At 67.0% G+C, this 23,350-nt stretch carries 19 protein-coding genes; 15 read left to right on the top strand and 4 right to left on the bottom strand.

Features of this window, described 5'->3' with window-relative positions:
* Window positions 1–11: 11 nt before the first annotated feature.
* Window positions 12–890: a LysR family transcriptional regulator gene (locus H3H36_RS21135; protein WP_182220065.1), complete on the bottom strand. Its 879-nt coding sequence runs from the start codon at window positions 888–890 to the stop codon at window positions 12–14.
* A gap of 109 nt (window positions 891–999) precedes the next feature.
* Between H3H36_RS21135 and H3H36_RS21140 the strand changes: the two genes are divergently transcribed.
* From H3H36_RS21140 to H3H36_RS26740, 4 genes are all read left to right on the top strand, one after another.
* Window positions 1,000–1,977 carry an aldo/keto reductase gene (locus H3H36_RS21140; RefSeq protein WP_182220066.1) on the top strand — a complete coding sequence of 326 codons (978 nt, stop codon included), beginning with the start codon at window positions 1,000–1,002 and terminating at the stop codon, window positions 1,975–1,977.
* A 242-nt stretch (window positions 1,978–2,219) separates the two neighbouring features.
* Entirely contained in the window at window positions 2,220–2,909 is a 690-nt protein-coding gene (locus H3H36_RS21145) for a helicase-related protein (protein WP_182220067.1), read from the top strand.
* A gap of 212 nt (window positions 2,910–3,121) precedes the next feature.
* Entirely contained in the window at window positions 3,122–3,484 is a 363-nt protein-coding gene (locus H3H36_RS21150; protein WP_182220068.1) for a KGG domain-containing protein, read from the top strand.
* Between the two features lie 160 nt (window positions 3,485–3,644).
* Complete coding sequence (locus H3H36_RS26740; protein WP_311196669.1) at window positions 3,645–6,887, top strand: patatin-like phospholipase family protein; 3,243 nt, start codon at window positions 3,645–3,647, stop codon at window positions 6,885–6,887.
* A 107-nt stretch (window positions 6,888–6,994) separates the two neighbouring features.
* Here the strand turns inward: H3H36_RS26740 and H3H36_RS21160 are convergent, their stop codons facing one another.
* From H3H36_RS21160 to H3H36_RS21170, 3 genes are all read right to left on the bottom strand, one after another.
* Entirely contained in the window at window positions 6,995–7,795 is an 801-nt protein-coding gene (locus H3H36_RS21160; protein ID WP_182220099.1) for a Crp/Fnr family transcriptional regulator, read from the bottom strand.
* Window positions 7,796–8,175: 380 nt separating this feature from the next.
* Entirely contained in the window at window positions 8,176–8,820 is a 645-nt protein-coding gene (locus H3H36_RS21165) for a response regulator (RefSeq protein ID WP_182167271.1), read from the bottom strand.
* 142 nt (window positions 8,821–8,962) lie between these two features.
* Window positions 8,963–9,436 carry a universal stress protein gene (locus H3H36_RS21170; RefSeq protein WP_182220069.1) on the bottom strand — a complete coding sequence of 158 codons (474 nt, stop codon included), beginning with the start codon at window positions 9,434–9,436 and terminating at the stop codon, window positions 8,963–8,965.
* 462 nt (window positions 9,437–9,898) lie between these two features.
* Here H3H36_RS21170 and H3H36_RS21175 point away from each other — a divergent pair, with 462 nt between their 5' ends.
* The 11 genes from H3H36_RS21175 to trpB all read left to right on the top strand — a co-directional run bounded on the left by H3H36_RS21175 (window position 9,899) and on the right by trpB (window position 23,319).
* Complete coding sequence (locus tag H3H36_RS21175) at window positions 9,899–10,732, top strand: protein phosphatase CheZ (protein WP_182220070.1); 834 nt, start codon at window positions 9,899–9,901, stop codon at window positions 10,730–10,732.
* Window positions 10,732–12,618: a chemotaxis protein CheA gene (locus H3H36_RS21180; protein WP_182220071.1), complete on the top strand. Its 1,887-nt coding sequence runs from the start codon at window positions 10,732–10,734 to the stop codon at window positions 12,616–12,618. The genes H3H36_RS21175 and H3H36_RS21180 overlap by 1 nt, the downstream gene beginning before the upstream one ends.
* 238 nt (window positions 12,619–12,856) lie before the next feature.
* Window positions 12,857–14,260, top strand: coding sequence for a 3-isopropylmalate dehydratase large subunit (gene leuC / locus H3H36_RS21185; RefSeq protein ID WP_182220072.1), 1,404 nt, complete (start codon window positions 12,857–12,859; stop codon window positions 14,258–14,260).
* Between the two features lie 112 nt (window positions 14,261–14,372).
* Window positions 14,373–14,495, top strand: a complete 123-nt coding sequence (locus H3H36_RS21190; protein WP_182166818.1) for an entericidin A/B family lipoprotein — start codon at window positions 14,373–14,375, stop codon at window positions 14,493–14,495.
* Between the two features lie 54 nt (window positions 14,496–14,549).
* Entirely contained in the window at window positions 14,550–15,197 is a 648-nt protein-coding gene (leuD, locus tag H3H36_RS21195; protein ID WP_182220073.1) for a 3-isopropylmalate dehydratase small subunit, read from the top strand.
* A 13-nt stretch (window positions 15,198–15,210) separates the two neighbouring features.
* On the top strand, window positions 15,211–16,284 hold the full coding sequence (leuB, locus tag H3H36_RS21200) for a 3-isopropylmalate dehydrogenase (protein ID WP_182220074.1): 1,074 nt from the start codon (window positions 15,211–15,213) through the stop codon (window positions 16,282–16,284).
* Between the two features lie 44 nt (window positions 16,285–16,328).
* Window positions 16,329–17,456: an aspartate-semialdehyde dehydrogenase gene (gene asd, locus H3H36_RS21205; protein WP_182220100.1), complete on the top strand. Its 1,128-nt coding sequence runs from the start codon at window positions 16,329–16,331 to the stop codon at window positions 17,454–17,456.
* Between the two features lie 253 nt (window positions 17,457–17,709).
* Window positions 17,710–20,487, top strand: coding sequence for a motility hub landmark protein FimV (locus H3H36_RS21210; protein ID WP_182220075.1), 2,778 nt, complete (start codon window positions 17,710–17,712; stop codon window positions 20,485–20,487).
* A 97-nt stretch (window positions 20,488–20,584) separates the two neighbouring features.
* On the top strand, window positions 20,585–21,385 hold the full coding sequence (truA, locus tag H3H36_RS21215) for a tRNA pseudouridine(38-40) synthase TruA (protein ID WP_182220076.1): 801 nt from the start codon (window positions 20,585–20,587) through the stop codon (window positions 21,383–21,385).
* 10 nt (window positions 21,386–21,395) lie between these two features.
* Window positions 21,396–22,088 carry a phosphoribosylanthranilate isomerase gene (locus tag H3H36_RS21220; RefSeq protein ID WP_182220077.1) on the top strand — a complete coding sequence of 231 codons (693 nt, stop codon included), beginning with the start codon at window positions 21,396–21,398 and terminating at the stop codon, window positions 22,086–22,088.
* The gene (gene trpB, locus H3H36_RS21225) at window positions 22,072–23,319 is read left to right on the top strand and encodes a tryptophan synthase subunit beta (RefSeq protein WP_182220078.1); all 1,248 of its coding nucleotides are present in this window, start codon (window positions 22,072–22,074) and stop codon (window positions 23,317–23,319) included. The genes H3H36_RS21220 and trpB overlap by 17 nt, the downstream gene beginning before the upstream one ends.
* Window positions 23,320–23,350: the final 31 nt, after the last annotated feature.

The raw sequence follows: 23,350 nt of genomic DNA on the forward strand, positions 1-23,350 counted from the left end.
GGGGGCGGTACTCAGGCCAGCGTGCGCTGGGCCAGCCCGGCCAGCGTGGCGGCGGCCGGATGGCCGGGCGCCGTCACCAGACCCAGCCGGGCCGCCAGCTCGTCGCCCTCGGCCAGTTTGCGGTAGGCCACCCCGCTGCGGCGCAGGGCCGCGAACGAGGCGGGCAGCAGGGCGATGCCCTTGCCGGCCGCCACGTCGCTGAGCAGCACATGGTGGTCGTGCGGTTCGCGCACGAACGCGGGGGCGAACCGGTGGCGCTTGAACACGGCGTGGCAGTGGTCAAAGAATGCCGGCTGGCGGGCCCGCTCGAACCAGTACACGGGTTCGCTGGCCAGGTCGGCCAGCGCCAGGGTGCGCCGGCGCGCCAGCGGGTGGCGGCTGGACAGGGCGGCCAGCATCGCCTGGCGCCCCAGCGTGAGCACGGGCAGCTCGCGGGTGGCGGTGGGCAACGCGATCACGGCCGCGTCCAGCCGGCCGGCGCGCACGCTGGCCACCAGTTGTGGCGAGGTGGCGAACACGGGCTCCAGCGGGGCGCCCAGCGCGGCCGCCAGCGCGTCCGTGAACGGGCGGAACAGGTCCGCCTCCATCGATGATGTCAGGCCCAGCCGCACGCGCGTGGGGGCCGGATGGTCGCGCATGGCCAGTTCGGCCGCGTCCAGCATGGCCAGGATTTGCTGGGCCATGGGCAGCAATTGCCGGCCGGCCGGGGTGAGCGCCACGTGCTGGGTGTCGCGCTCGAATAGTTGCGTGGCCAGCCGGGCTTCCAGCTGGCGGATGGCGCGGCTCAATGGCGGCTGCGTCATGTGCAATTGCTCGGCCGCCTGGCGGAAGTTGAGGCAGGTGGCGACGGCGACGAAGACCTGCAAGGCGTGGCTGTCGAGCTTTCTCATGGCTAGGCGTTCTCCGTCGTGATACCCAAAAGGTATCACGATTCTGGACATTCCTCCAGCATGGGCCGGTGGCTAGACTGGTCTCCATCAACCAATGGAGGAGCGCGACATGCAACAACGTAAGATCGGGGAATTGACGGTATCGGCGCTGGGCCTGGGCTGCATGGGCATGTCCGAGTTCTACGGCGCCACGGACGACGCCCAGTCGCTGGCCACGCTGGAGGCGGCGTACGCGGCCGGCGTCACGCTGTACGACACGGCCGACGCCTACGGCTTTGGCCACAACGAGCAATTGCTGGGGCGCTTCCTGCGCGGCAAGCAGGGCCGCGTCCAAGTGGCCACCAAGTGCGGCCTGGTGCGCGAAGCGGGCCAGTACGCGCGCCGGATCGATAATTCGGCCGCCTATCTCCGCCAGGCTTGCGAGGCATCGCTGGCGCGGCTGGGCGTGGAGCGCATCGACCTTTACTATCTGCACCGGCTGGACCTGGCACAGACGCCGCTGGAGGAATCCATGGGCGCGCTGGCCGGGCTGGTGCGTGAAGGCAAGATCGGCGCCATCGGCCTGTGCGAAGTGTCGGCCGCCACCTTGCGCCGCGCGGCGGCCCTGCATCCGGTGGCGGCCGTGCAAAGCGAGTATTCGCTGTGGACGCGCGACCCGGAGCAGGGCGTGCTGGACGCGTGCCGCGCAGTGGGGGCGGCGTTCTGCGCCTACAGTCCGCTGGGCCGGGGTTTCCTGACGGGATCGTTCGCGGGCACGGGCGACAGCGCCGACTTTCGCAGCTTCAATCCCCGCTTCGCCGAGGAAAACATGCGCAGCAACGAGCGTATCGTGGCGCGTGTGCGCGACCTGGCGGCTGAGCTGGGCTGTACTCCGGCCCAACTGGCATTGGCGTGGCTGCTGGCGCAAGGGGACGACATCGTACCCATTCCCGGCACCAAGCGCATCGCCTACCTGCACGACAACCTGGGTGCGCTCGACGTGCGCCTGAGCGGGGACGAGCTCGCCCGCATCGGCGCCGCGCTGCCGCCGGGCGTGGCCAGCGGCGCGCGCTACAGCGAGGCGGGCATGGCCGGGCTGGACGCCTGAGTTCGCCGTGCGGCATATTCCTAACCGCACCCGGTGATGATCTGATCCCACACCGGGGGATCGTCCGATAGCGTGTCACAAGCGAGGCGTTTACCCTGTTGGCTGAACTTCGCCCCATGCAGGGCGCGGTCAGCTGCGGATCACACATTGGGGGGCGTATGGGGAGCAGAAGAACACGGGCCGGCGGGCACCTTGCGGACGGACAAGCGCAAGGCCTCCCGCCAGTGCGGACGGGAGGCGCGGTGCTCGATACGGGCCTGTACCGGCCCAACCTGCGCTACGGCGTGCTGCGCTTTGCGGGGCCGGCGGCGCGCGACGCGGCCGCGTTGCGCCTGGCCCGCGCCACGGCCGGTGCCGGCATCATCCACGTGGACGACATGGCGACGGCCGAACGCCTGTGCCGCCAGTTGCGCGCGGCGGGCGACAGCGCCTGCTGCTACCACGGCAAGCTGGAGCCGGCCACCCGCCGCGCGCGGCTGCGCCAGTTCCGCCAGGGGGCGCGGCGCGTGCTGGTGGCCACCCCGGCGTTGGGCGGCGGCATGGACCGGCCCGATATCCGCTTCGTGATCCACCTGCGCCTGCCCGCCAGCCTGCAGGACTATTATCGGGAATCGTGCCTGGCCGGGCGCGACGGACTGCCGGCGCAGTGCACGCTGCTGGCCTGCCCGCCCTGCGATGGCGTGTCGGCGGCGCCGCTGGCCGCTTACCTGCGCGGCGGCGCTTGCCGCTGGCGCTTGCTGCTGGCCGGCCTGGGCGCCGGGGCGCAGGGGGGCGTCTGCTGTGGCCAGTGCGACCAATGCGGCGGCGCGGGGCAGGCGCGCCCGCCGCTGGACCTGGCGGTCCTGCTGACGCTGGCAGGCGAGCGCGTCCTGTTCGACTTTCCTGAAGACAGCAGCAAGACCTTCATGGCCGAATTCGTGCAGGCGCGCTGAGGCTAAGAGATGCTCTGCAACGTATGGATACCGGCCGCCGGACTTCTCCTACATTCACACTTGAGCATGTCCTATGCCCGCCCGCCGGGCCATGCACTACCATGAATGCTCCTCTTACCGGCCGCCGGGCCAGTCACAACGCGGGCCCGGTTTCCGTGGGGAGGTTGGATATCCCCCCCATCTGAAAGGATGTACAACGTCAGGAGAAGATTATGGCCACCTCAAACAAGGACAACCCCGGCAGCAAACAAGGCAGTCAGGGTGGTAGCAAACAAAGCGATACCAGTAAGCGCGGTTTCGCATCGATGGACCCGGACCAGCAACGTGAAATCGCCAGTGAAGGCGGCCGGGCAGCCCATGAGAAAGGTACGGCGCATGAGTTCACCTCGGAAGAGGCGCGCCGGGCTGGCAGCATGAGCCACAAGAATGACCAGGGCAGCAAACAGAGCAGCACTACCGGCAGTGGCTCGCGCAGCGGCAGCAGCGGCAGCCAGGGCGCCTCGCGCGACGACACCGAACGCAACGAGCGTGGCGGCAGCCGCACGGGCGGCAGTTCCGGCGACAGCAAGACCTGATCCATCCATCCACCCAGCCGGCCAGTCCGGCCTTGTGAAAAAAAAGGAATCCGCAAGCGTGCTTGTGGATTCCTTTTTTGCTGGCCCGTGCGCGGGCAGCACGGCGGCGCGCGGTGAGATTGTGCGTATTTCCTCAGCGCTGCAGCGCCTATAGTGGAACGTGAATGTCACCTCCATCGCATGGCCGGATGCGCGGGCCGCCACCACGCCGGCGCCGGCGCCTGCGCGCAGGGAGTACGCCATGCCGCCCGAAGCCCCCGCCGCGCCGCCCGACGAGTTGCGGCAGAACCTGATCCGCAAGCTCGACAGCCTGGGCTATGACGCCAGCGCCGGTTACGCGCAGGCCATGGCGCGCTTCCGGCGCGACGAACACCTGCAGCAAACGGACGACCCGTGGCCGCGCCTGAACGCGCGCGCCGGCACCGTGTTCAGCGAAGTGTTCCAGTTCGAGCTCGACGCGCTCGATGGCGACCTCGGTGGCGCGCGTCCGGCCCGGCTGTCCGACGTCTACCGGCGCGCCCAGCGCCACAAGCTGGCCGGGCTGGCGTTTTCCGGCGGCGGCATCCGCAGCGCCACCTTCAACCTGGGCGTGCTGCAGGCGCTGGCCGAATTGCGGCTGCTGCGCGATTTCGATTACCTGTCCACCGTGTCGGGCGGCGGCTATATCGGCGGCTGGCTGTCGCGCTGGATCAAGGAGCAGGGCGGCGAAGTGGCCGCCGTGGAGGAAGCGCTGGCCCCGGCCGGCGCCAGCGTTGGCGGCGCGCGCAGCGAAGCCATCCCGGTCCAGTTCCTGCGCCAGTACAGCCACTACCTGACGCCGGCCACCGGCATGTTCAGCGCCGACACCTGGACCCTGATCTGCACCTATGCGCGCAACACGCTGCTCAACCTGGGCCTGCTGACGGCATGGCTGGCGGCCCTGTTCCTGCTGCCGCGCCTGCTCACGGCCGTGGTGGCGCACGAGATGGTGGCGCCGGGCCGCGCCACGGCGCCGTGCACCGTCGGCCTGTTCCTGCTGGCCGTGTACTTCATGGCGCTCAGCATCGCGCGCAAGGGCCGGCCGCCGCCGGGCAGCTGGCTGCCGCAGAACCAGGGCAACGTGCTGATCTGCATCTGTCTGCCGCTGATGGTGTCGGCGCTGCTGGGCAGCCTGGCCGTGTGGCAATACCGCGCGCGCCTGATCACGTTCTGGGACGACATCCCGGCCGGACTGGCCCAGTATTCCTATACGTGGCTGCTGCTGCCGGGTGTGCTGTATTTCCTGGTCTGGGTGGCCGGCTGGGGCACGGCGCAGTGGCTCAATTACCGGGCCGCGCTGCGGGTGCCCGAGCGCGAGACGGCGCCGCCGGCCAAGGTGCTGCTGGAGGGGCTGGGCCATCTGCTGTGCGCCATCGGCGCGCTGGCCGTGGCCACCATGCTGTTGCTGAAGACGCTGTCGATGGCGCACCGGGCCGGACCGTTGCCGGTTGACGCCGTGCAACTGACCAGCCTCGGTATGCCGCTGCTGCTGGCCCTGTTTGGCGTCACCATCACGTTGATGATAGGCCTGATCGGCCGCATGTACCGCGACCCCAGCCGCGAGTGGTGGGCGCGCCAGGGCGCGTGGACCTTCATCTTCAGCCTGGCCTGGCTGGCCTGGTGCCTGTGCGCGTTCTACCTGCCGCCGCTGCTGGACTGGGGCTTCACCCAATACTGGCGCACCAGCAGCGCGGGAGCGGCGCTGACCACGCTGGTCACGCTGGTCGGCCTCAAGTCCAGCAGCGGCGGCGCCACCGGCAAGCCCGGCACGCCCACCCGGCTGGAGCTGGTGGCCAAGGTGGCGCCGTATGCGTTCACCCTGGTGATCGTGGGCGTGCTGACCACGTGGCTGCAATACCTGGTGGCGCCGGCCCAGGTAAAGCGGGCCGCCAGCGCGCCGCTGTCGGCGTATTACGATGCCTACTTCGCCGCCACCACCGGCGCCGACCTGGGCCATGTGCTGGCGCTGCTGGCCACGTGCGCCATCGTGGCGCTGGTGCTGGGCTGGCGGGTGGACATCAACAAGTTTTCGCTCTACATGATGTACCGCATGCGGCTGGTGCGGGCCTATTTCGGGGCCAGCAATCCGCGCCGCAGCCCCCATCCGTTCACGGGCTTTGACCCGGCCGACGATCCACCGCTGCACGCGCTGTTGCGCAAGGCCGATCCGGCCGCGCCGGCGCCGTTGCAGCGGCCCTACCATTTGATCAACGCGGCCCTGAACATGGTCAACGGCCAGGAGCTGGCGTGGCAGACGCGCAAGGCGGCCGCGTTCTGCCTGTCGCCGGCTTATTGCGGATACGACATGCCGGCCATGCCGTCGCCGGACCGGCGCACGCCGGGCGCGCACCGGGGCTGCTACCGCCCCAGCGCCGACTACGCGGCGCGCCCGTCTGTGTTCGGCGACGACGACGCCATCGTCAAGTTGGGCATGGCCGTGGCCGTGTCGGGCGCGGCGGCCAGCCCCAACATGGGCTACCACTCGTCGCCGCCGCTGACCTTCCTGATGACGCTGTTCAATTTGCGGCTGGGGCGCTGGTCGCCCAATCCCATCAAGGAGAAACATTGGCAAAGTTCGTCGCCGCGCATCGGCCTGTTCAGCATCCTGGCCGAGCTGTTCGGGCTGACTGATACCAACGCCGATTTCCTCTACCTGTCCGACGGCGGCCACTTCGAGAACCTGGGCCTGTACGAGCTGGTGCGGCGGCGCTGCCGGCTGGTGGTGGCGGTGGACGCCAGCTGCGATGAGAAATTCGTGTTCGAAGACTTGGGCAATGCGATCCGCAAATGCTACACGGACTTGCACGTGCCCATCGTGCTCGACGCGCGCCGCATCGTGCCGCAGGCCGGCGGCGGGGCGTTGGGCGCCAGCTGCGTGACGGGCCACATCCAGTACCGGGCCGCCGATGGCCGGGGCCAGGATGGGGTGCTGCTGTACATCAAGCCGGCCATCACGGGCGCGGAGAACGCGGACGTGCTCAACTACAGCAAGACCCATCCCGAGTTTCCCCACCAGTCCACGGCCGACCAGTGGTTCGACGAGGACCAGTTCGAAAGCTACCGCACGCTTGGTTGCCAGATCGCGCGCGGGGCGCTGGCGGCGGCGGCCCAGGGGGCGGCCGTGCGCGCTGCGGACGGCGCCGTGCTGCGGCACCGGATTGGCCGGCTGGCGCTGCTGCTGTCACGCCAGGGCAAGCCGGCCGTGGCTCCGGCGCAGCCGGACCTGCCGCGCCGGCCGTTCATCGAGCGGCGCCGCGCGCAGCACGGCACGGCCCGTGGCGCGCCGCAGGCGCTGCCGGCCATGGTGCGGCGCCTGCGCATGCCGCCGGCGGTCGGGCTGCGCGTGCGGCGCCGCCCACCCGCGCCGCCGCCCGTGTTGCACTGATCGGCCGTGTCAGCGTGGTGCCGCGCCTAGGGGCCGGACCGTGTTTGCGCCGATAAAAAAGGCCCGGCGCGGGGCCGGGCCAAGCTGGGTGCAGCAAGGGTAGGTCGTTACGCGGAAGCGAGCAGCTGGGCCGGCGCGGCCGGCTCGGCGCCCGCCTTGCCCTTGGCCGTGGCTTGCTGGCGCGCCCGCGCGCGCGACGGCGGCAGGCGGCGCAGCGTCTTGAGCGCTTCCGCGTCCTTGATGCCGATGGTGCGCTGGTCCACGCTGATCAGGCCGATTTCGTTGAAGGCCGACAAGGTGCGGCTGACCGTCTCCAGCGTCAGGCCCAGGTAGCTGCCGATCTCGTGGCGCGTCATGCGCAGGTTGAACAGCTTGCTCGAATAGCCCATCTGGGCGAAGCGTTCGGCCAGCGAGACGAGGAAGCGGGCCACGCGCGCCTCGGCCGACAGCGCGCCCAGCATGCCGATCATGGCTTGCTCGCGCACCAGCTCGCGGCTCATCACGCCGTACATCATGTTCTCCAGTTCCAGGTGGATGCGGCCCAGCGCCGTCAGCTTCTTGAACGGCAACAGGATCAGGTCGCAGTCCGACAGGGCCACCGCTTCGGACGAGTAGTGGCGGGTGTGGATGCCGTCCACGCCCAGCATGTCGCCTTTCATGGGGAAACTCAGCACCTGTTCGTTGCCGAATTCATCGATCAGCACGGTCTTGAGGAAGCCGGAATTGACGATGTAGAGCGTGTCGAAGGGCTGGCCGATGGTGTGGATGCGTTGGCCCGTCTTGAACTGCACATGCTGGAACAGCAATTCCTCGGTCGCGATGGTGCAAGCGGCTGGAATGTGGAGCAGGTCGCACACTTCTTTGAGATTCGACCACAGCCGTCCCTGGCGTTGCCGCCCCGCCTCCATCGAGGGCGAGGGGACGGTCGCGGGGGACGCCGGGCGGGCTACGGACGCTTGCGTGGACAGCATGTTCATCTCCTGGTTGCAGATAAAAGTCGGTTCAGTGGCGCTGGAAGTGGCCGCGCGCGTGGCGCGACCGCCGGGCCGTCTGCCACGCGCGCAGGGATGAGGCGCGCCCGAAGCCGGCTGATCTTGTTCTGGCTTGTGTTGCATGGCGCGCCGTGGCGTCGGGAACACCGGAATGGCCGCGAAGCAAAACAATCGTGTGGTTTCAGTATGCCAACGGGGCGGGGCGGTGAATATCGGTAAGTGCTGAATATGCGCGTAGGAGGGGGCGCGCAGCTGTAGGAGTCGTCCTAATGGTCCCGGTCGCCGGGGAGGAGGGCTCAGGTTTTGAACGGCGATAACAGGCGGTGCGCCACGGCATATTGCACCATTTCCGACAGCGAATTCATGCCCATCTTCTGCATGATGCGGGTCTTGTGGGTGCTGACGGTCTTGACGCTCAGGTGCAGGCCGTTGGCGATTTCCGTGATCGACTTGCCGGCCACGAGCAGCGAGAACACTTCGAATTCCCGGTCCGACAACTGTTTGTGCAGCAAGGTCTCGCTGGGCATCATGATGTTGAGCGCCAGTTGCTCGGCCACTTCCGTGCTGATGTAGGGGCGGCCCGAGGCCACCTTGCGGATCGCGCCCACCAGCTGGGTGCCGGCGCTTTCCTTGGTCAGGTAGCCCTGGGCGCCGGCGCGGATGGCGCGCACCGCGTATTGCTCCTCCTCGTGCATGGTGAGGATCAGGATGGCCACCTTGGGCGCCTCGCTGCGGATCTGGCGGATCAGGTCCACGCCGCTGCGCCCGGGCATGGACAAGTCCAGCAGCAGCAAGTCGAAGCCACCCTGGCGCACATGGTTCAGCACTTCGAAGCCGTCGATCGCCTCGCCCACGATGTCGATGTCCGGCGCACCGTCGAGGATGCGCTTGAGCCCTTCGCGCATGATGGTGTGGTCGTCGGCGATGACAATTCGTATCATAGGTCAGTCTGCACCTTGCCATTTGGCATGGCATCAAAGTTTGCAATGGAAAAAAGCAGGTCCTGGCGCGCGGCGCGCCGGCGGTCATACTACCCGAATTCGGGACAGGAATGCTTTTTACTTAATGTTGTTGCCGCTCAATTCAGGCCGGGCCGGGCGCCGGCTCCTTGATCAGCCGGTGCACCAGGACCGGAATGCGCGAGTGCGACAGCACCTTGTTGGTGACGCTGCCCAGCAACAGCTGGCCCCAGCCGCTGCGCCCGTGCGAGCCCATGAAGATCAGGTCGCAGCCTTCGCGGGCGGCCACCTCGACGATCTTGAGCGCCGGGCTTTCCGCGAACACCGTCATGCCCTGGCAGCGCAGGCCGCGCCGCGCGGCCGCGTCGACGATGGGCTGCACGTGCTGCTGGCCGGCGCGCTGCATGGCCGCCATGTATTCCTCCTCGCTGGGGTAGCTGGGGGGAATGATTTCCACGTAGATCGGATACTGGTATTCCGGCGCCACGAACAGGGCCAGGATGTCGGCGCCCATCTGTTCGGCGAAGTCCACTCCGGCACACGCCGTCTTACTCGACACGGTGGAACCGTCGGTCGTAATCAAGATTTTGCGGTACATGGCAGTTCTCCTCTCAGTGCGCAATGCCGGCGGCGTCACTGGCAGACTGCAACGACCGAGCGCGCCAGTTTAATTGTAGTCCTGATTCACATTATTGTTAGCATGGAAAGTCTTGATCTGTATCAATAAGTACACTGGTGCTTGCTGTTAATGCAAGGTCAAACAGGCATTTTTTGCGCATAGGCACTTGTTTTGTGGTTGCCGCCATACCTGGGCCATCTTTCCAATGTTAGTATCTGCAAATACAACAGTAAACGTGGCTTGCCCCCTTGGGCAGCGGGGTAGCCGACCGGCTTTCCGGCCCTGGAGATTGAACAATCCGGCGCCGCCCTGCTACACTCGCGAAAGCGCGTTATATTGCCGGGCGTCATCACTCTCGAGCCCGCCTGCGGATGGGGCGGCACAGGGTGAGCAAGCAAGTGGAAGGGCAGCAATTTTACAAATTATGGAGAAGCAGGGATTATGACCAACGCCGCTGATGATTTCGACGCACTATTTGATGAAGTGTCTGCCCAAAGCAAGAGTGCGGCACCGGCCCCGGCACCCGCTCCTGCGCCGGCCGCGGCCGAAGATGACCTGGAAAGCCTGTTCGAGCAGGTAGCGGCGGCCCGCCCGCCCGATGTGGTGGCCGAAGCGGCCGCGCCGGCCCCGGCCCTGGCTGCCGCTGCAGCCGCGGTCGCCGACGTTCCCGACGGCGACAAGCCAGCCATGTTCGAACGCCTGGGCGGCATCGTGCGCCTGCTGCACGATTCGCTGCGCGAACTGGGCTATGACAAGGCGCTGACGGAAGCGTCGTCGCAAATCGTCGATGCCCAGGACCGGCTGGAATACGTGGCCTCGCTCACCGAACAGGCTGCCAACAAGGTGCTCAACACGCTGGACGAGGGCATGCCCGCCCAGGATGTGCTGTCCAAGCAATCGAAGGAAATGGAAAACCGTTGGAGCGACCTGTTCGCCGGCAAGCTCAGCCTGGATCAGTTCAAGGTGCTGGCGGGTGACTCCAAGGCGTTCGCGCAAGCCGTGTCGGAAGCGACCGAGGCGGAAAAAGCCCGCCTGCTGGAAATCATGATGGCCCAGGACTTCCAGGACATCACCGGCCAGCTGATCAAGAAGGTGGTGACCATCACCAAAACGGTGGAGAACGAGTTGGCGCAGCTGCTGCGCGACAACGCGCCGGCCGACGTGCGCGAGAAACTGGCGCAAAAAGAAGTGTCTCTGATGCAAGGCCCATCGGCTCCGTCGGTGGCGCTGAATCAGGATAGTGTCGACGACCTGCTTGCTGACCTGGGATTCTAATGGACGATATGCTCAAGGATTTCGTCGTCGAGGCGATGGATCTGGCTGTCAATGTGGAAGAACATCTGTTGCGCCTCGAACGCGACCCGGAAAACAAGGAAACCCTGAACGCGGTGTTTCGCTCGTTCCACACCATCAAGGGTGGCGCCGGCTTCATGAACCTGCCGGCGCTGGTGGCGGCCTGTCACCTGACGGAAAACCTGTTTGACGCGCTGCGCACGGGCGCCGCGCCCGTCACGCCGCTGGCCATCGAGGCGGCGCTGCAGGCTTCCGGTTTCGTGGCCGACCAGCTGGCCGAACTGTCGAATGGCGCCGAGCCCGATACGCTGCCGGCCATGCCGGGCGACCTGGAAGCGATCCTGAAGGACGCCATCGAAGGCAAGGGCGATGTGCCCAAGGCCGCCGCCAAGCCGGCCGCCGCGCCTGCGTCTGCACCGGCCGCCGCGCCGGCCGCAGCGGCGCCGGCCGCCGCGCCCGCCGCCGTCTCCGATGATGGGCTGGACTGGGAAGGCATGTACATTTCCGTGGTGCCGGAAGGCACCTACACGCGCCGCGCCGCGCCAGCGCCCGCGCCTGCCGCGGCGCCTGCCGCGTCCGTGGCCGAAGGCGTGGCGGCGGCCGTGGCCGCGGCCCCTGCCGCAGCCGTTGCGCGCCCCCGTCCCGACGGCGAGAAGCGCGAAGACCGGCCGCAGACGGCCCCCGTCAAGGAGGAGAGCATCCGCGTCGACGCCGTCAAGCTCGACGCGCTGCTGGAAGTGGCGGGCGAATCCGTGCAGGCCGCCAACCAGGCCGCCGTGCTGCTGGAACGCCTGCTGCAATTCAAGTTCGAAGGCCAGGCCGCGACCTTGATGGCCACGCTGGCTGAAACGCTGGAGCGCGCGTCGCGTTATTCGACCGAGCTGCAGCGCGCCACGCTGGCCACCCGCATGCAGCCGGTGGGCCGCCTGTTCCAGAAATTCCCGCGCCTGGTGCGCGAGCTGGCCAAGGATTTGGGCAAGGATGTGGAACTGACCATCGAGGGCGCGGAAACGGAAGTGGACCGCGTCGTCGTCGACAGCCTGTACGATCCGCTGGTGCACATGCTGCGCAACGCGCTCGACCACGGCGTCGAATCGCCCGAGGAGCGGGTGGCGGCCGGCAAGTCCACCAAGTCCTACATCTCGCTCAAGGCCTGGCAGGAAGCGAACAGCGTGATGATCGTGCTGCAGGATGACGGCAAGGGCATGGACCCGATCAAGCTGCGCCAGAAGGCGCTGCAGAAGGGCCTGATCAGCGAATCGGCCCAGCTGACGGCCGACGATTGCTTCCAGCTGGTGTTCCTGCCCGGTTTCTCGACCAAGGAAGTGGCCTCCAGCGTGTCCGGCCGCGGCGTCGGCATGGACGTGGTGAAGACGGCCGTGGAAAAGAACCGCGGCGCCATCCACATCGAGTCGGCGCTCGGCTTCGGCACCAAGTTCGCCATCCGCCTGCCGATCGAACTGTCGATCGTGCCGACCATGCTGGTGTCCACCTCGGGCGCGGCGCTGGCGTTGCCGATGGCCGTGGTGCAGCGCGTGGTCGAACTGCCGGAAGAGTTCATGGAAGTGGGCGGCGCGCCCGTGCTCAAGGACCAGGGCCGGCCGTTGCCGGTGCGGTCGCTGGCCGGTGCGCTCGGCTACGAGAACTGCCGCGAGAAGGTGGGTATTGTTGTTGCGGCGCCACAGCCGTACATCCTGGCCGTGGAAGCGGTCGATGGCACGGCCGACCTGGTGATCAAGCCGATGACGGCCATCGCCGTGGAAGGCATTACGGGCACGGCCCGCTCCGCCGAGGGCGAGCTGGTGCTGGTGGTGGGCCTATCGTTCCTGATGGACGGGTGCCGCAGCAGTGTCCGCATGGCAGCCTAGCGTTACGCTGGCGACCGACACGAAGCCTGCGACCCCCGCAGGCTTTTTTTTCGCCGCCGCGGCCGTGCAGGCCGGGTCGGCAAAATGATACAAAATAGCAAAGGAGTCATAAAAGGTGTATCAAGACGCGCAACCGCATCAGCTCACGAGGCTGGGACCGGCGACGCTTTTGCAATGCACAAATATGGCATAATCAAAGTGGATCACTCACACAGGCGGTAGCAGCACTGCATAAATCATGATGAAGACGCTTTACGACAAACTCTGGGAATCGCACGTGGTCAAGACCGAGGAAGACGGCACCACGATCCTGTACATCGACCGGCACCTGGTGCACGAAGTCACCAGCCCGCAAGCATTCGACGGCCTGCGCGCCGCCGGCCGCAAGCCGTGGCGCATCTCGGCCAACCTGGCCGTGGCCGACCACAACGTCCCCACCACCGACCGCGCCCACGGCATCGCCGACCCGGTCTCGCGCCTGCAGGTGGAAACGCTGGACGCCAACGCCAAGTCCTACGGCCTGACCTATTTCAACATGAACGACAAGCGCCAGGGCATCGTGCACGTGATCGGCCCGGAGCAGGGCGCCACCCTGCCGGGCATGACGGTGGTGTGCGGCGACTCGCATACCTCGACCCACGGCGCCTTCGGCGCGCTGGCGCACGGCATCGGCACCTCGGAAGTGGAGCACGTGCTGGCTACCCAGACCCTGCTGCAGAAAAAATCCAAGGCCATGCTGGTGCAGGTGGACGGCGCGCTGCCGGCCGGCGTAACGGCCAAGGACATCGTGCTGGCCGTGATCGGCAAGATCGGCACGGCCGGCGGCACCGGCTACTGCATCGAGTTCGGCGGCTCCACCATCCGCGCGCTGTCGATGGAAGGGCGCATGACGGTGTGTAACATGGCCATCGAGGCGGGCGCGCGCGCCGGCATCGTCGGCGTCGACGACACCACCATCAACTACGTCAAGGGCCGTCCGTTCTCGCCCGTGGGCCCGCACTGGGAGCGCGCCGTCGAATACTGGCGCACGCTCCATTCCGATCCCGGCGCCCGCTTCGACCTGGTGGTCACGCTCAACGCGGCCGAGATCAAGCCGCAGGTCACGTGGGGCACCTCGCCCGAGATGGTGACCTCGGTCGATGGCCGCGTGCCCGATCCCGACCACGAGAAGGACAGCGTCAAGCGCGACGCCATGGAAAAGGCGCTGGTCTACATGGACCTCAAGCCCAACACGGCGATCGAGGATATCCGCATCGACAAGGTGTTCATCGGTTCCTGCACCAACTCGCGCATCGAGGACTTGCGCGCCGCCGCCGAGGTGGTGCGCGGCAAGCAGCGCGCCTCCAACGTCAAGCTGGCGCTGGTGGTGCCCGGTTCGGGCCTGGTCAAGGAGCAGGCCGAGCGCGAAGGGCTGGACCGCATCTTCCGCGATGCCGGTTTCGAATGGCGCGAGCCGGGTTGCTCGATGTGCCTGGCCATGAACGCCGACCGGCTGGAGCCGGGCGAGCGCTGCGCCTCGACCTCGAACCGCAACTTCGAAGGCCGCCAGGGCCAGGGCGGACGCACCCACCTGGTGTCGCCCGCGATGGCGGCGGCGGCCGGTATCGCCGGCCACTTCGTCGACGTGCGCGCGCTGCGCTGAGCCTCACAGTCCTCGCATGGGAGCGGATCGGCCGATCCGCTCCCGCGTGGTGAAGCTGGCCGGCGCGCCACGCACAACAGAAAAGATAACCAGTCCTCAAAGAGAGTCCATCATGAAAAAACTGTTCGCCCTGTCCCTGATCGCCCTGTCCCTGACCGCCTGCAACACCATCCAGGGCATGGGCAAGGATGTGGAGAAGCTGGGCCAGGCGGTCGAAGGCGCTGGCAAAAAATAACCGCGGCAGGGCGGGCCCTGGGCGGCCCGCCGCCGCACCAACTGATTGAGTACCATGGATAAATTTACGATCTACGAAGGCCTGGTGGCCCCGCTTGACCGCGCCAACGTCGACACCGACGCCATCATCCCGAAGCAATTCCTGAAGTCCATCCACCGCACCGGCTTCGGCCCCAACCTGTTCGACGAGTGGCGCTACCTGGACCACGGCGAACCGGGCATGGACAACAGCCGCCGTCCGCTGAACCCGGACTTCGTGCTCAACGAGCCGCGCTACCAGGGCGCCTCCATCCTGCTGACGCGCAAGAACTTCGGCTGCGGCTCCTCGCGCGAGCACGCGCCGTGGGCGCTGGACCAGTATGGCTTCCGCGCCATCATCGCGCCCTCGTTCGCCGATATTTTCTTCAACAACTGCTACAAGAGCGGCTTGCTGCCCATCGTATTACCTGAAGCACAGATCGATCATCTGTTCAATGAAGTCAAGGCTTTCCCCGGTTACCGTCTGGTGGTTGACCTTGAGCAGCAGCGTATTTCCACCAGCAATGGCAGCGTCTCCTACCCCTTCGAGATCGACGCCTTCCGCAAATATTGCCTGATGAACGGGCTCGACGATATTGGCCTGACCCTGCGCCACGCCGACGCCATCCGCGACTTCGAAGCGCGCCATCTGGCAAGCCAGCCCTGGCTGGCCAACGTCATCTAAGAATCGACATCTCATGAAAATTGCTATCCTCCCGGGCGACGGTATCGGCCCGGAAATCGTCGACCAGGCCGTCAAGGTATTGAACGCGCTGGACGAAAAGTTCGAGCTCGAAAGCGCGCCCGTCGGCGGCGCCGGCTACGCGGCCCATGGCCATCCGCTGCCCGAAGGCACGCTGGCGCTGGCCAAGGCGGCCGACGCCATCCTGTTCGGCGCCGTGGGCGACTTCAAGTACGACACGCTGGAACGCGCGCTGCGCCCCGAGCAAGCCATCCTGGGCCTGCGCAAGCACTTGGGCCTGTTCGCCAACCTGCGTCCGGCCATTTTGTACCCTGAACTGGCGGGCGCCTCCACGCTCAAGCCGGAAGTGGTGTCGGGCCTGGACATCCTGATCATCCGCGAACTGACGGGCGACATCTACTTCGGCCAGCCGCGCGGCGTGCGCGAGTGCCCGGACGGCGCCTTCAAGGGCCAGCGCGAAGGCTTCGACACCATGCGCTACGCGGAAGGCGAAATCCGCCGCATCGCCCACGTGGCGTTCCAGGCCGCGCAAAAGCGCGACAAGCGCCTGACCAGCGTGGACAAGGCCAACGTGCTGGAAACGTTCCAGTTCTGGCGCGACATCGTCACGGACGTGCACAAGGAATACCCTGACGTGGCGCTGGACCACATGTACGTCGACAACGCCGCCATGCAGCTGGTGCGCGCACCGAAGCGCTTCGACGTCATCGTCACCGGCAATATGTTCGGCGACATCCTATCCGACCAGGCCTCGATGCTGACCGGCTCGATCGGCATGCTGCCGTCCGCTTCGCTGGACGCCAACAACAAGGGCCTGTACGAACCGTCGCACGGTTCGGCGCCCGACATCGCCGGCAAGGGCGTGGCCAATCCGCTGGCCACCATCCTGTCGGCCGCCATGATGCTGCGCTATTCGCTGGGCCGCGCCGAACAGGCCGACCGCATCGAGAACGCCGTCAAGGCCGTGCTCAAGCAGGGCCTGCGCACGCCCGACATCTACGAGGCAGGCACCACCAAGGTGGGCACCTCGCAGATGGGCGACGCGGTGGTCAAGGCGCTGGCGCAATAAGACGGAACGGTATAAACGATTTACATGATATTGAAGGAATGATGATGAAACTAGTAGGCTTGGTAGGTTGGCGCGGCATGGTCGGTTCGGTCCTGATGCAGCGCATGCGGGAAGAGGGCGATTTTGACCACATCGAACCGGTGTTCTTCACCACCTCGAATCCGGGCGGCGCGGCGCCGGCCATGGCGAAAAACGAAACCACGCTGAAAAGCGCGACCGACATCGCTGAGCTGAGCAAGTGCGAAATCATCATTTCCTGCCAGGGCGGCGACTACACCAGCGACGTGTTCCCGAAACTGCGCGCGGCCGGCTGGAACGGCTACTGGATCGACGCCGCGTCGACCCTGCGCATGGAGAAGGATGCCGTGATCGTGCTGGACCCGGTCAATATGCACGTGATCAAGGACGCGCTGGGCAAGGGCGTGAAGAACTTCATCGGCGGTAACTGCACCGTGTCGTGCATGCTGATCGGCCTGGGAGGCCTGTTCAAGCACAACCTGGTGGAGTGGATGACCTCCATGACCTACCAGGCGGCATCGGGCGGCGGCGCCCAGCACATGCGCGAACTGCTGACCCAGTTCGGCACCATCAACAGCGCCGTCAAGCCGCTGCTGGACGATCCCGCGTCCGCCATCCTGGAAATCGACCGCCAGGTGCTGGCCACCCAGCATGGCATGACCGCGGAGCAGACCAAGCAGTTCGGCGTGCCGCTGGCCGGCAACCTGATTCCCTGGATCGACAAGGACCTGGGCAACGGCCAGTCGAAAGAAGAGTGGAAGGGCGGCGCCGAGACCAACAAGATCCTGGGCCTGGGCGCGGACTTCGGCTCCAGGGCGATTCCCGTCGATGGCCTGTGCGTGCGTATCGGCGCCATGCGCTGCCACTCGCAGGCACTGACCATCAAGCTGACCAAGGATGTGCCGCTCGATGAACTGACCGACATCATCGCTTCGTCCAACCAGTGGGCCAAGGTGGTGCCGAACACGCGCGAAGCGTCGATGAAGGACCTGTCGCCGGCTGCCGTGACCGGTGGCCTGACCATCCCCGTCGGCCGCCTGCGCAAGATGAGCATGGGTGACGACTACCTGTCCGCCTTCACGGTGGGCGACCAGCTGCTGTGGGGCGCGGCCGAACCGCTGCGCCGCATGCTGCGCATCGTGCTCGATGCATAACGACTGTTGATCTGCGTACATCGCACCGCGCCAGGTGCGGCCAGTGCGGACAGCGGCCCCGGTGCCAACCGGGTGCCGCTGTTTTTTTTGGCGGGCGCTTCCCAAACGGGTTTTTTGGGCATACATTAGGCGCCTAGGTGACATATCGGGGCGCACCACACGCGCAAAGCTTGCATGGTCCTGCCCGTGGTGATATGTTGATACTTCCGGGAAAGTAACATTTTTCCCTCTGACAACCCTATCGCCGCCCACTATGCATTTAACCACTCGCCCCCGCATCGTTTCGTTCGCGTTGAAAACACTGACCAGCGCCGTCGCCTGTGCCGTGCTTTTATCCCCCGCCGCAAACGCCGCCGGGCTGGGCAAGCTGACCGTGCTGTCCTCGCTGGGCCAGCCACTGCGGGCGGAAATAGAACTGACGGCCGTCTCCGCCGACGAGGCGGGCGCGCTGGTGGCCAAGCTGGCCCCGCCCGACGCCTTCCGTGCCGCCAACATCGATTTCAATCCCACCCTGCTGTCGCTGCGCTTCGAAGTGCAGCAGCGCGATGGCCGCCAAGTGATCCGCATCACCTCCGGCCAGCCTGTCAACGAACCGTTCGTCGACATGCTGCTGGAACTGAACTGGAACGGCGGCCGCCTGGTGCGCGAATATACCTTCCTGCTCGACCCGGCCGAACTGCGCGCCACCCAGCCGGCCCAGGTGGCCGCGCCGGCCCGCCCGGCCACGCCGGCGGTCCAGCCTCCGGCGCCGGTCGCCGCGCAGCCTGCCGCCCCGTCCGCGCGCGCGCCCGCGCCGGAAGGCGAGAAGAGCCGCCAGGGCGCCAGCCAGTACCAGGTCAAGGCGGGCGATAACCTGACCCGCATCGCCGGCCAGTTGAAGCCGGTCGACGTGTCGCTGGACCAGATGCTGGTGGCCCTGTACCGCGCCAATCCGGAAGCGTTCGCGGGCAAGAACATGAACCGCCTGAAGGCGGGCCGCATCCTGGCCGTGCCGGACGCCGACAGCGTGCGCGCCACCGCCACGGAAGGCGAGGCGCGCGGCGTGGTGGTGGCCCATGCGGCCGACTTCAATGCCTACCGCAGCAAGCTGGCCGGGCAGGTGGCCACCAGCGCACCGGCCAAGGAACCGGAAGCGACCCAGAGCGTGGCCGGCAAGATCACGGCCAAGGTCGAGGAGCGCGCCACGCCCGTCAATGAAGCGAAGGATCAGCTCAAGCTGTCCAAGGCCAGCCCCGCCTCGGCCCCGGCCGGCGGCAAGACGGCCATGGCGGTGGAAGACAAGATCGCCAAGGAAAAACAGGTGGCCGATGCGGCCAGCCGGGTCAAGGAGCTGGAGAAGAACGTCAGCGACCTGGAAAACCTGATGGCCGTGAAGAACAAGGCACTGGCGGACCAGAAGAAGGCCTCCGCCTCGGCCAGCGCGGCAGCGTCCGCGCCCGTGATCGATCTGGACGCGTCGGCCAAGGCATCGGCGTCGGCTTCGGCCCCGGCCAGCGCGGCCGCCAGCGTGCCGCCCAAGCCGCGCCGCACGGTGGTGGTGCCGCCCCGCATCGCCGAACCGAGCATCGCCGATATCGTGATGGACAACATCACCTACATCGGCGCCGGCCTGGCCGCCTTGCTGGGCGGCGTGGGCTTGCTGGTGGCGCGCCGCCGGCGCCAGGAGCAGGCGGCCGCCGAAGTGCGCACGGAAACGAGCGTGCTGGGTGACTCGCCCACCACGGGCCAGCAACTGATCGCCGAAACGGGCGGCCAGAGCGTGGACACCAACAACAGCGTGTTCAATTCCAACTTCGCCCCATCGGCCAGCCAGCTCGACACCAATGAAGTCGATCCGGTGGCCGAGGCCGACGTGTACATCGCCTATGGCCGCGACGCCCAGGCCGAGGAGATCCTGAAGGAAGCGCTGCGCATGCATCCCGAGCGCCACGCCGTGCGCCTGAAGCTGCTGGAAATCTACGCCACCCGCAAGGATATGCGCGCGTTCGAAACCCAGGCTTCCGAGCTGTATTCGCAAACGGGTGGCGAGGGTGATGACTGGGCCCAGGCCGTGGTGCTGGGCAAGGCGCTGGACCCGAACAACCCGCTGTATGCGTCGGGCAAGCAGCCGGCTGCAGCGCCGGCGCCAGCGCCGGCCGCCGCGCCACTCAACGATTTTGACCCATCGATGTTCGCGCCGCCGCCCGCCGAGGTGGCCAGCAGCTTCGCCGCGCCGGCCGCAGGCGGCCTGGACCTGGACCTGAGCCAGGACGCCGCGCCGGCCCCGGCCGCGGTGGACTTCGGCACCGACCACGCGCTGGAGACGGCCGTGCCGTCCGACGCGCCCACGCCGGCCGCGATGGCCGCCGCCGCACCGGCCGACCAGTTCCTGGACTTCGACCTGGGTGGCCTGAACTTCGATGCGCCCGCCGCGCCCGCGCCGGCCGCGCCAGCCGAGGCCGCGCCTGCCAAGGCGGAAGAGGCCGTCTTTGACCTGAATTTCGACGCCGCGCCGCCCGCGCCGGCCGCCGCGCCTGCGCCCGCCCCGGCTCCGGCCGATGACTTCAGCATGGACTTCGGCCTGGACTTGCCGGCCACCCCGGCCGCCGCCGCCGCGCCCGCCCCGGCCCCAGCACCAGCCCCGCTGCCGGTGGTGGACAGCGATCCGCTGGCCGACCTGAACCTGATGGACTTCGACATTCCGGCCGTGCCCGCCCCGGCGCCAGCGGCCGAATTGAGCGCCAGCGATTTCGCGCTGCCCGAGATTGCAGCCGCCGCCCCGGCGCCGGCCCCGGCCGACGTGGCCGCGCCCGAGTTCGATCTGTCGAGCATCGACCTGGACTTGAACAATGCGGCCGTGGAAACCAAGCCGGCCCGCGCTGAGCCGCAGTCGGCCGTCCACATGGAGATGGAGACCAAGCTGGACCTGGCCATCGCCTACCAGGAGATCGGCGACAAGGAAGGCGCGCGCGAACTGCTGGACGAAGTGATCCGTGGTGGCAGCGACGAGCAGGTGGCCAAGGCCACCTCCATGCGCGCGCTGCTGAGCTGATGGCCCTGTAGCAAAGCGGCCGGGGCCGCCGTCCCGGCCATCGCGACGCCGTTTCCCGTTTATAATGCGCTGACCTGAATTTTTGAGTGGACAGCAATTGAAACGGATAGCAATCGGCGTCCAATACGACGGCAGTGCGTGGCACGGCTACCAGAAGCAGCCCAGCGGCCACACGGTGCAGGACCAGCTGGAACTGGCGCTGGAACGGTTCGCCACGGTACCGCTGGCCACCACCTGCGCCGGCCGTACCGACACGGGCGTCCACGCGCTGCAACAAGTGGTGCACTTCGACACCGACCTTACGCGCGAGCCGCATGCATGGGTGCGCGGCGTGAACGCCTTCCTGCCGCCGTCGATCGGCGTGCGCTGGGTCAAGGAAGTCCCGGCCGAGCTTGATGGCGACGAATTCCACGCCCGCTTCAGCGCCCGCGCGCGCACCTATCACTACGTGCTCCACAACGCCGAGGTGCGTGCGCCGCTGCTGGCGGGCCGGGCCGGCTTCTGTTGGCGTCCGCTGGACGTGGACCAGATGCGGGCCGCCGTGCCGCCTCTGCTGGGCTGGCACGACTTCACGGCCTTCCGCGCGGCCCAGTGCCAGGCCAAGTCGCCCGTCAAGCTGATGCATGACATCACCATCGAGCGCCATGGCGCGCTGGTGATCTTCACCGTCAAGGCCAGCGCCTTCCTGCATCACATGGTGCGCAACCTGGTCGGCTCGCTGGTGTACGTCGGTTCGGGGCGCAAGCCGCCCGAGTGGCTGGGGCAGGTGCTCGAATCGCGCGACCGCCACCAGGCCGCGCCCACCTTCATGCCCGACGGCCTGTACCTGGCCGAAATCGATTACGACCCCAAATGGCAGTTGCCGCTGGAAACGACCAGCCCGCTGTCCTGGTTCTGAAGGAGTGTCCATGCACCGCACGCGCATCAAGATTTGCGGCCTGACCCGGGAAGAGGATGTGCGGGCCGCCGTGGCCGCTGGCGCTGACGCGCTCGGCTTCGTGTTCTATCCCAAGAGCCCGCGCTACGTAACGCCCGAACGCGCGGCCGAGCTGATCGCCACCGTGCCGCCATTCGTCACCTGCACCGGCCTGTTTGTCAACGCCAGCCCGGCCGAGGTGGCGGCCACCACGGCCGTGGCGCCGCTGGCCCTGATCCAGCTCCATGGCGACGAGACGGTGGCCGAGAGCGCCGCCATCGCTGCGGCGTGCGGGCGACAGTTCCTGCGCGTGTTCCGCGTCAAACCTGACACGCGGCCGGACGATTTGCTAGAATACGAGCAGCAATGCCGCGCCGCCAGCCCACTGTTTTCCAGCCTGTTGCTCGATACGTTTGTGGAAGCCTACGGCGGCGCAGGAAAGGTATTTGATTGGTCTCTCATTCCAAAAGAGCTCGCGCCTCGGGTCGTTTTAAGTGGTGGCTTGAGCGTACCCAGCGCGACTGACGCCGTGGTACGTGTACGCCCCTACGCGGTCGATATCAGCAGTGGTGTCGAAGCGGCCAAGGGGATCAAGGACGCCCGCAAGCTCGCCGACTTTGTCGCGGCGGTGCGGGCCGCCGATGCCATCATTGAAAAAGAGAACCAACATGAAAGCCTTGCCTGAAAGCGGCCTCGCCGCCCCCCTGTTCCACACCACCGATTACCAGCTGCCCGACGCGCGCGGCCACTTCGGCCCCTACGGCGGCTCGTTCGTGGCCGAGACGCTGACCTACGCGCTGGCCGAGCTGAACGAAGCTTACGCGCGCTACAGCAAGGATCCCGCCTTCCTGGAAGAATTCCGCTACGAGCTCAAGCATTTCGTCGGCCGTCCGTCGCCGATCTACCATGCCAAGCGCTGGTCCGAACTGGCCGGCGGCGCGCAGATCTTCTTCAAGCGCGAAGACCTGAACCACACCGGCGCCCACAAGATCAACAACGTGATCGGCCAGGCGCTGCTGGCCAAGCGCATGGGCAAGCCGCGCATCATCGCGGAAACGGGCGCCGGCCAGCACGGCGTGGCCACGGCCACCATCTGCGCCCGCTTCGGCCTCGAATGCGTGGTCTACATGGGCAGCGAGGACGTCAAGCGCCAGGCGCAGAACGTGTATCGCATGAAGCTGCTGGGCGCCAAGGTGGTGCCGGTGGAGTCGGGCTCCAAGACGCTCAAGGATGCGCTCAACGAAGCCATGCGCGACTGGGTCACCAACATTGAAAACACCTTCTACATCATCGGCACCGTGGCTGGCCCGCATCCTTACCCGATGCTGGTGCGCGACTTCCAGTCCGTGATCGGCGAGGAGTGCCGGGTGCAGATGCCGGAAATGACGGGCCGCCAGCCCGACTACGTGGTGGCCTGCATCGGCGGCGGTTCGAACGCGATGGGCATTTTCTATCCCTACATCGACGAGAAGAACGTCAAGCTGGTGGGCGTGGAAGCGGCGGGCGAGGGCCTGGGCAGCGGCAAGCACGCCGCTTCGCTGACGGGCGGCGTGCCCGGCGTGTTGCACGGCAACCGCACCTATCTGCTGCAGGACGAGAATGGCCAGATCATCGAGACGCATTCCGTGTCGGCCGGCCTCGATTATCCGGGCGTCGGTCCCGAACACGCTTACCTGAAGGACAGCGGCCGGGCCCAATACGTGTCGATCACCGACGAGGAAGCCCTGGCCGCGTTCCATGATTGCTGCCATATCGAGGGCATCATTCCGGCACTGGAATCGTCGCACGCGCTGGCTTACGCGGCCAAGCTGGCGGCCACCTTGCCCAAGGACCAGATCGTGCTGGCCAACCTGTCGGGCCGCGGCGACAAGGACATGCATACGGTGGCGGAACGGATGGGGCTCAATTTCGGCTGAGTTGTTGCCGGCTTGTGCCCGATCCCATTCC

It is taken from the genome of Rugamonas fusca (assembly GCF_014042365.1).
GTDB classification, from domain to species: Bacteria; Pseudomonadota; Gammaproteobacteria; order Burkholderiales; family Burkholderiaceae_D; genus Rugamonas; species Rugamonas fusca.

What these genes read in the sequence shown, in the direction of transcription:
- H3H36_RS21135 (WP_182220065.1), bottom strand. Translation starts at nt 890, where the DNA reads ATGAGAAAGCTCGACAGCCACGCCTTGCAGGTCTTCGTCGCCGTCGCC.
- H3H36_RS21140 (WP_182220066.1), top strand. Translation starts at nt 1,000, where the DNA reads ATGCAACAACGTAAGATCGGGGAATTGACGGTATCGGCGCTGGGCCTG.
- H3H36_RS21150 (WP_182220068.1), top strand. Translation starts at nt 3,122, where the DNA reads ATGGCCACCTCAAACAAGGACAACCCCGGCAGCAAACAAGGCAGTCAG.
- H3H36_RS21160 (WP_182220099.1), bottom strand. Translation starts at nt 7,795, where the DNA reads ATGGAGGCGGGGCGGCAACGCCAGGGACGGCTGTGGTCGAATCTCAAA.
- H3H36_RS21165 (WP_182167271.1), bottom strand. Translation starts at nt 8,820, where the DNA reads ATGATACGAATTGTCATCGCCGACGACCACACCATCATGCGCGAAGGG.
- H3H36_RS21170 (WP_182220069.1), bottom strand. Translation starts at nt 9,436, where the DNA reads ATGTACCGCAAAATCTTGATTACGACCGACGGTTCCACCGTGTCGAGT.
- H3H36_RS21175 (WP_182220070.1), top strand. Translation starts at nt 9,899, where the DNA reads ATGACCAACGCCGCTGATGATTTCGACGCACTATTTGATGAAGTGTCT.
- H3H36_RS21180 (WP_182220071.1), top strand. Translation starts at nt 10,732, where the DNA reads ATGGACGATATGCTCAAGGATTTCGTCGTCGAGGCGATGGATCTGGCT.
- leuC (WP_182220072.1), top strand. Translation starts at nt 12,857, where the DNA reads ATGATGAAGACGCTTTACGACAAACTCTGGGAATCGCACGTGGTCAAG.
- H3H36_RS21190 (WP_182166818.1), top strand. Translation starts at nt 14,373, where the DNA reads ATGAAAAAACTGTTCGCCCTGTCCCTGATCGCCCTGTCCCTGACCGCC.
- leuD (WP_182220073.1), top strand. Translation starts at nt 14,550, where the DNA reads ATGGATAAATTTACGATCTACGAAGGCCTGGTGGCCCCGCTTGACCGC.
- leuB (WP_182220074.1), top strand. Translation starts at nt 15,211, where the DNA reads ATGAAAATTGCTATCCTCCCGGGCGACGGTATCGGCCCGGAAATCGTC.
- asd (WP_182220100.1), top strand. Translation starts at nt 16,329, where the DNA reads ATGAAACTAGTAGGCTTGGTAGGTTGGCGCGGCATGGTCGGTTCGGTC.
- H3H36_RS21210 (WP_182220075.1), top strand. Translation starts at nt 17,710, where the DNA reads ATGCATTTAACCACTCGCCCCCGCATCGTTTCGTTCGCGTTGAAAACA.
- H3H36_RS21220 (WP_182220077.1), top strand. Translation starts at nt 21,396, where the DNA reads ATGCACCGCACGCGCATCAAGATTTGCGGCCTGACCCGGGAAGAGGAT.
- trpB (WP_182220078.1), top strand. Translation starts at nt 22,072, where the DNA reads ATGAAAGCCTTGCCTGAAAGCGGCCTCGCCGCCCCCCTGTTCCACACC.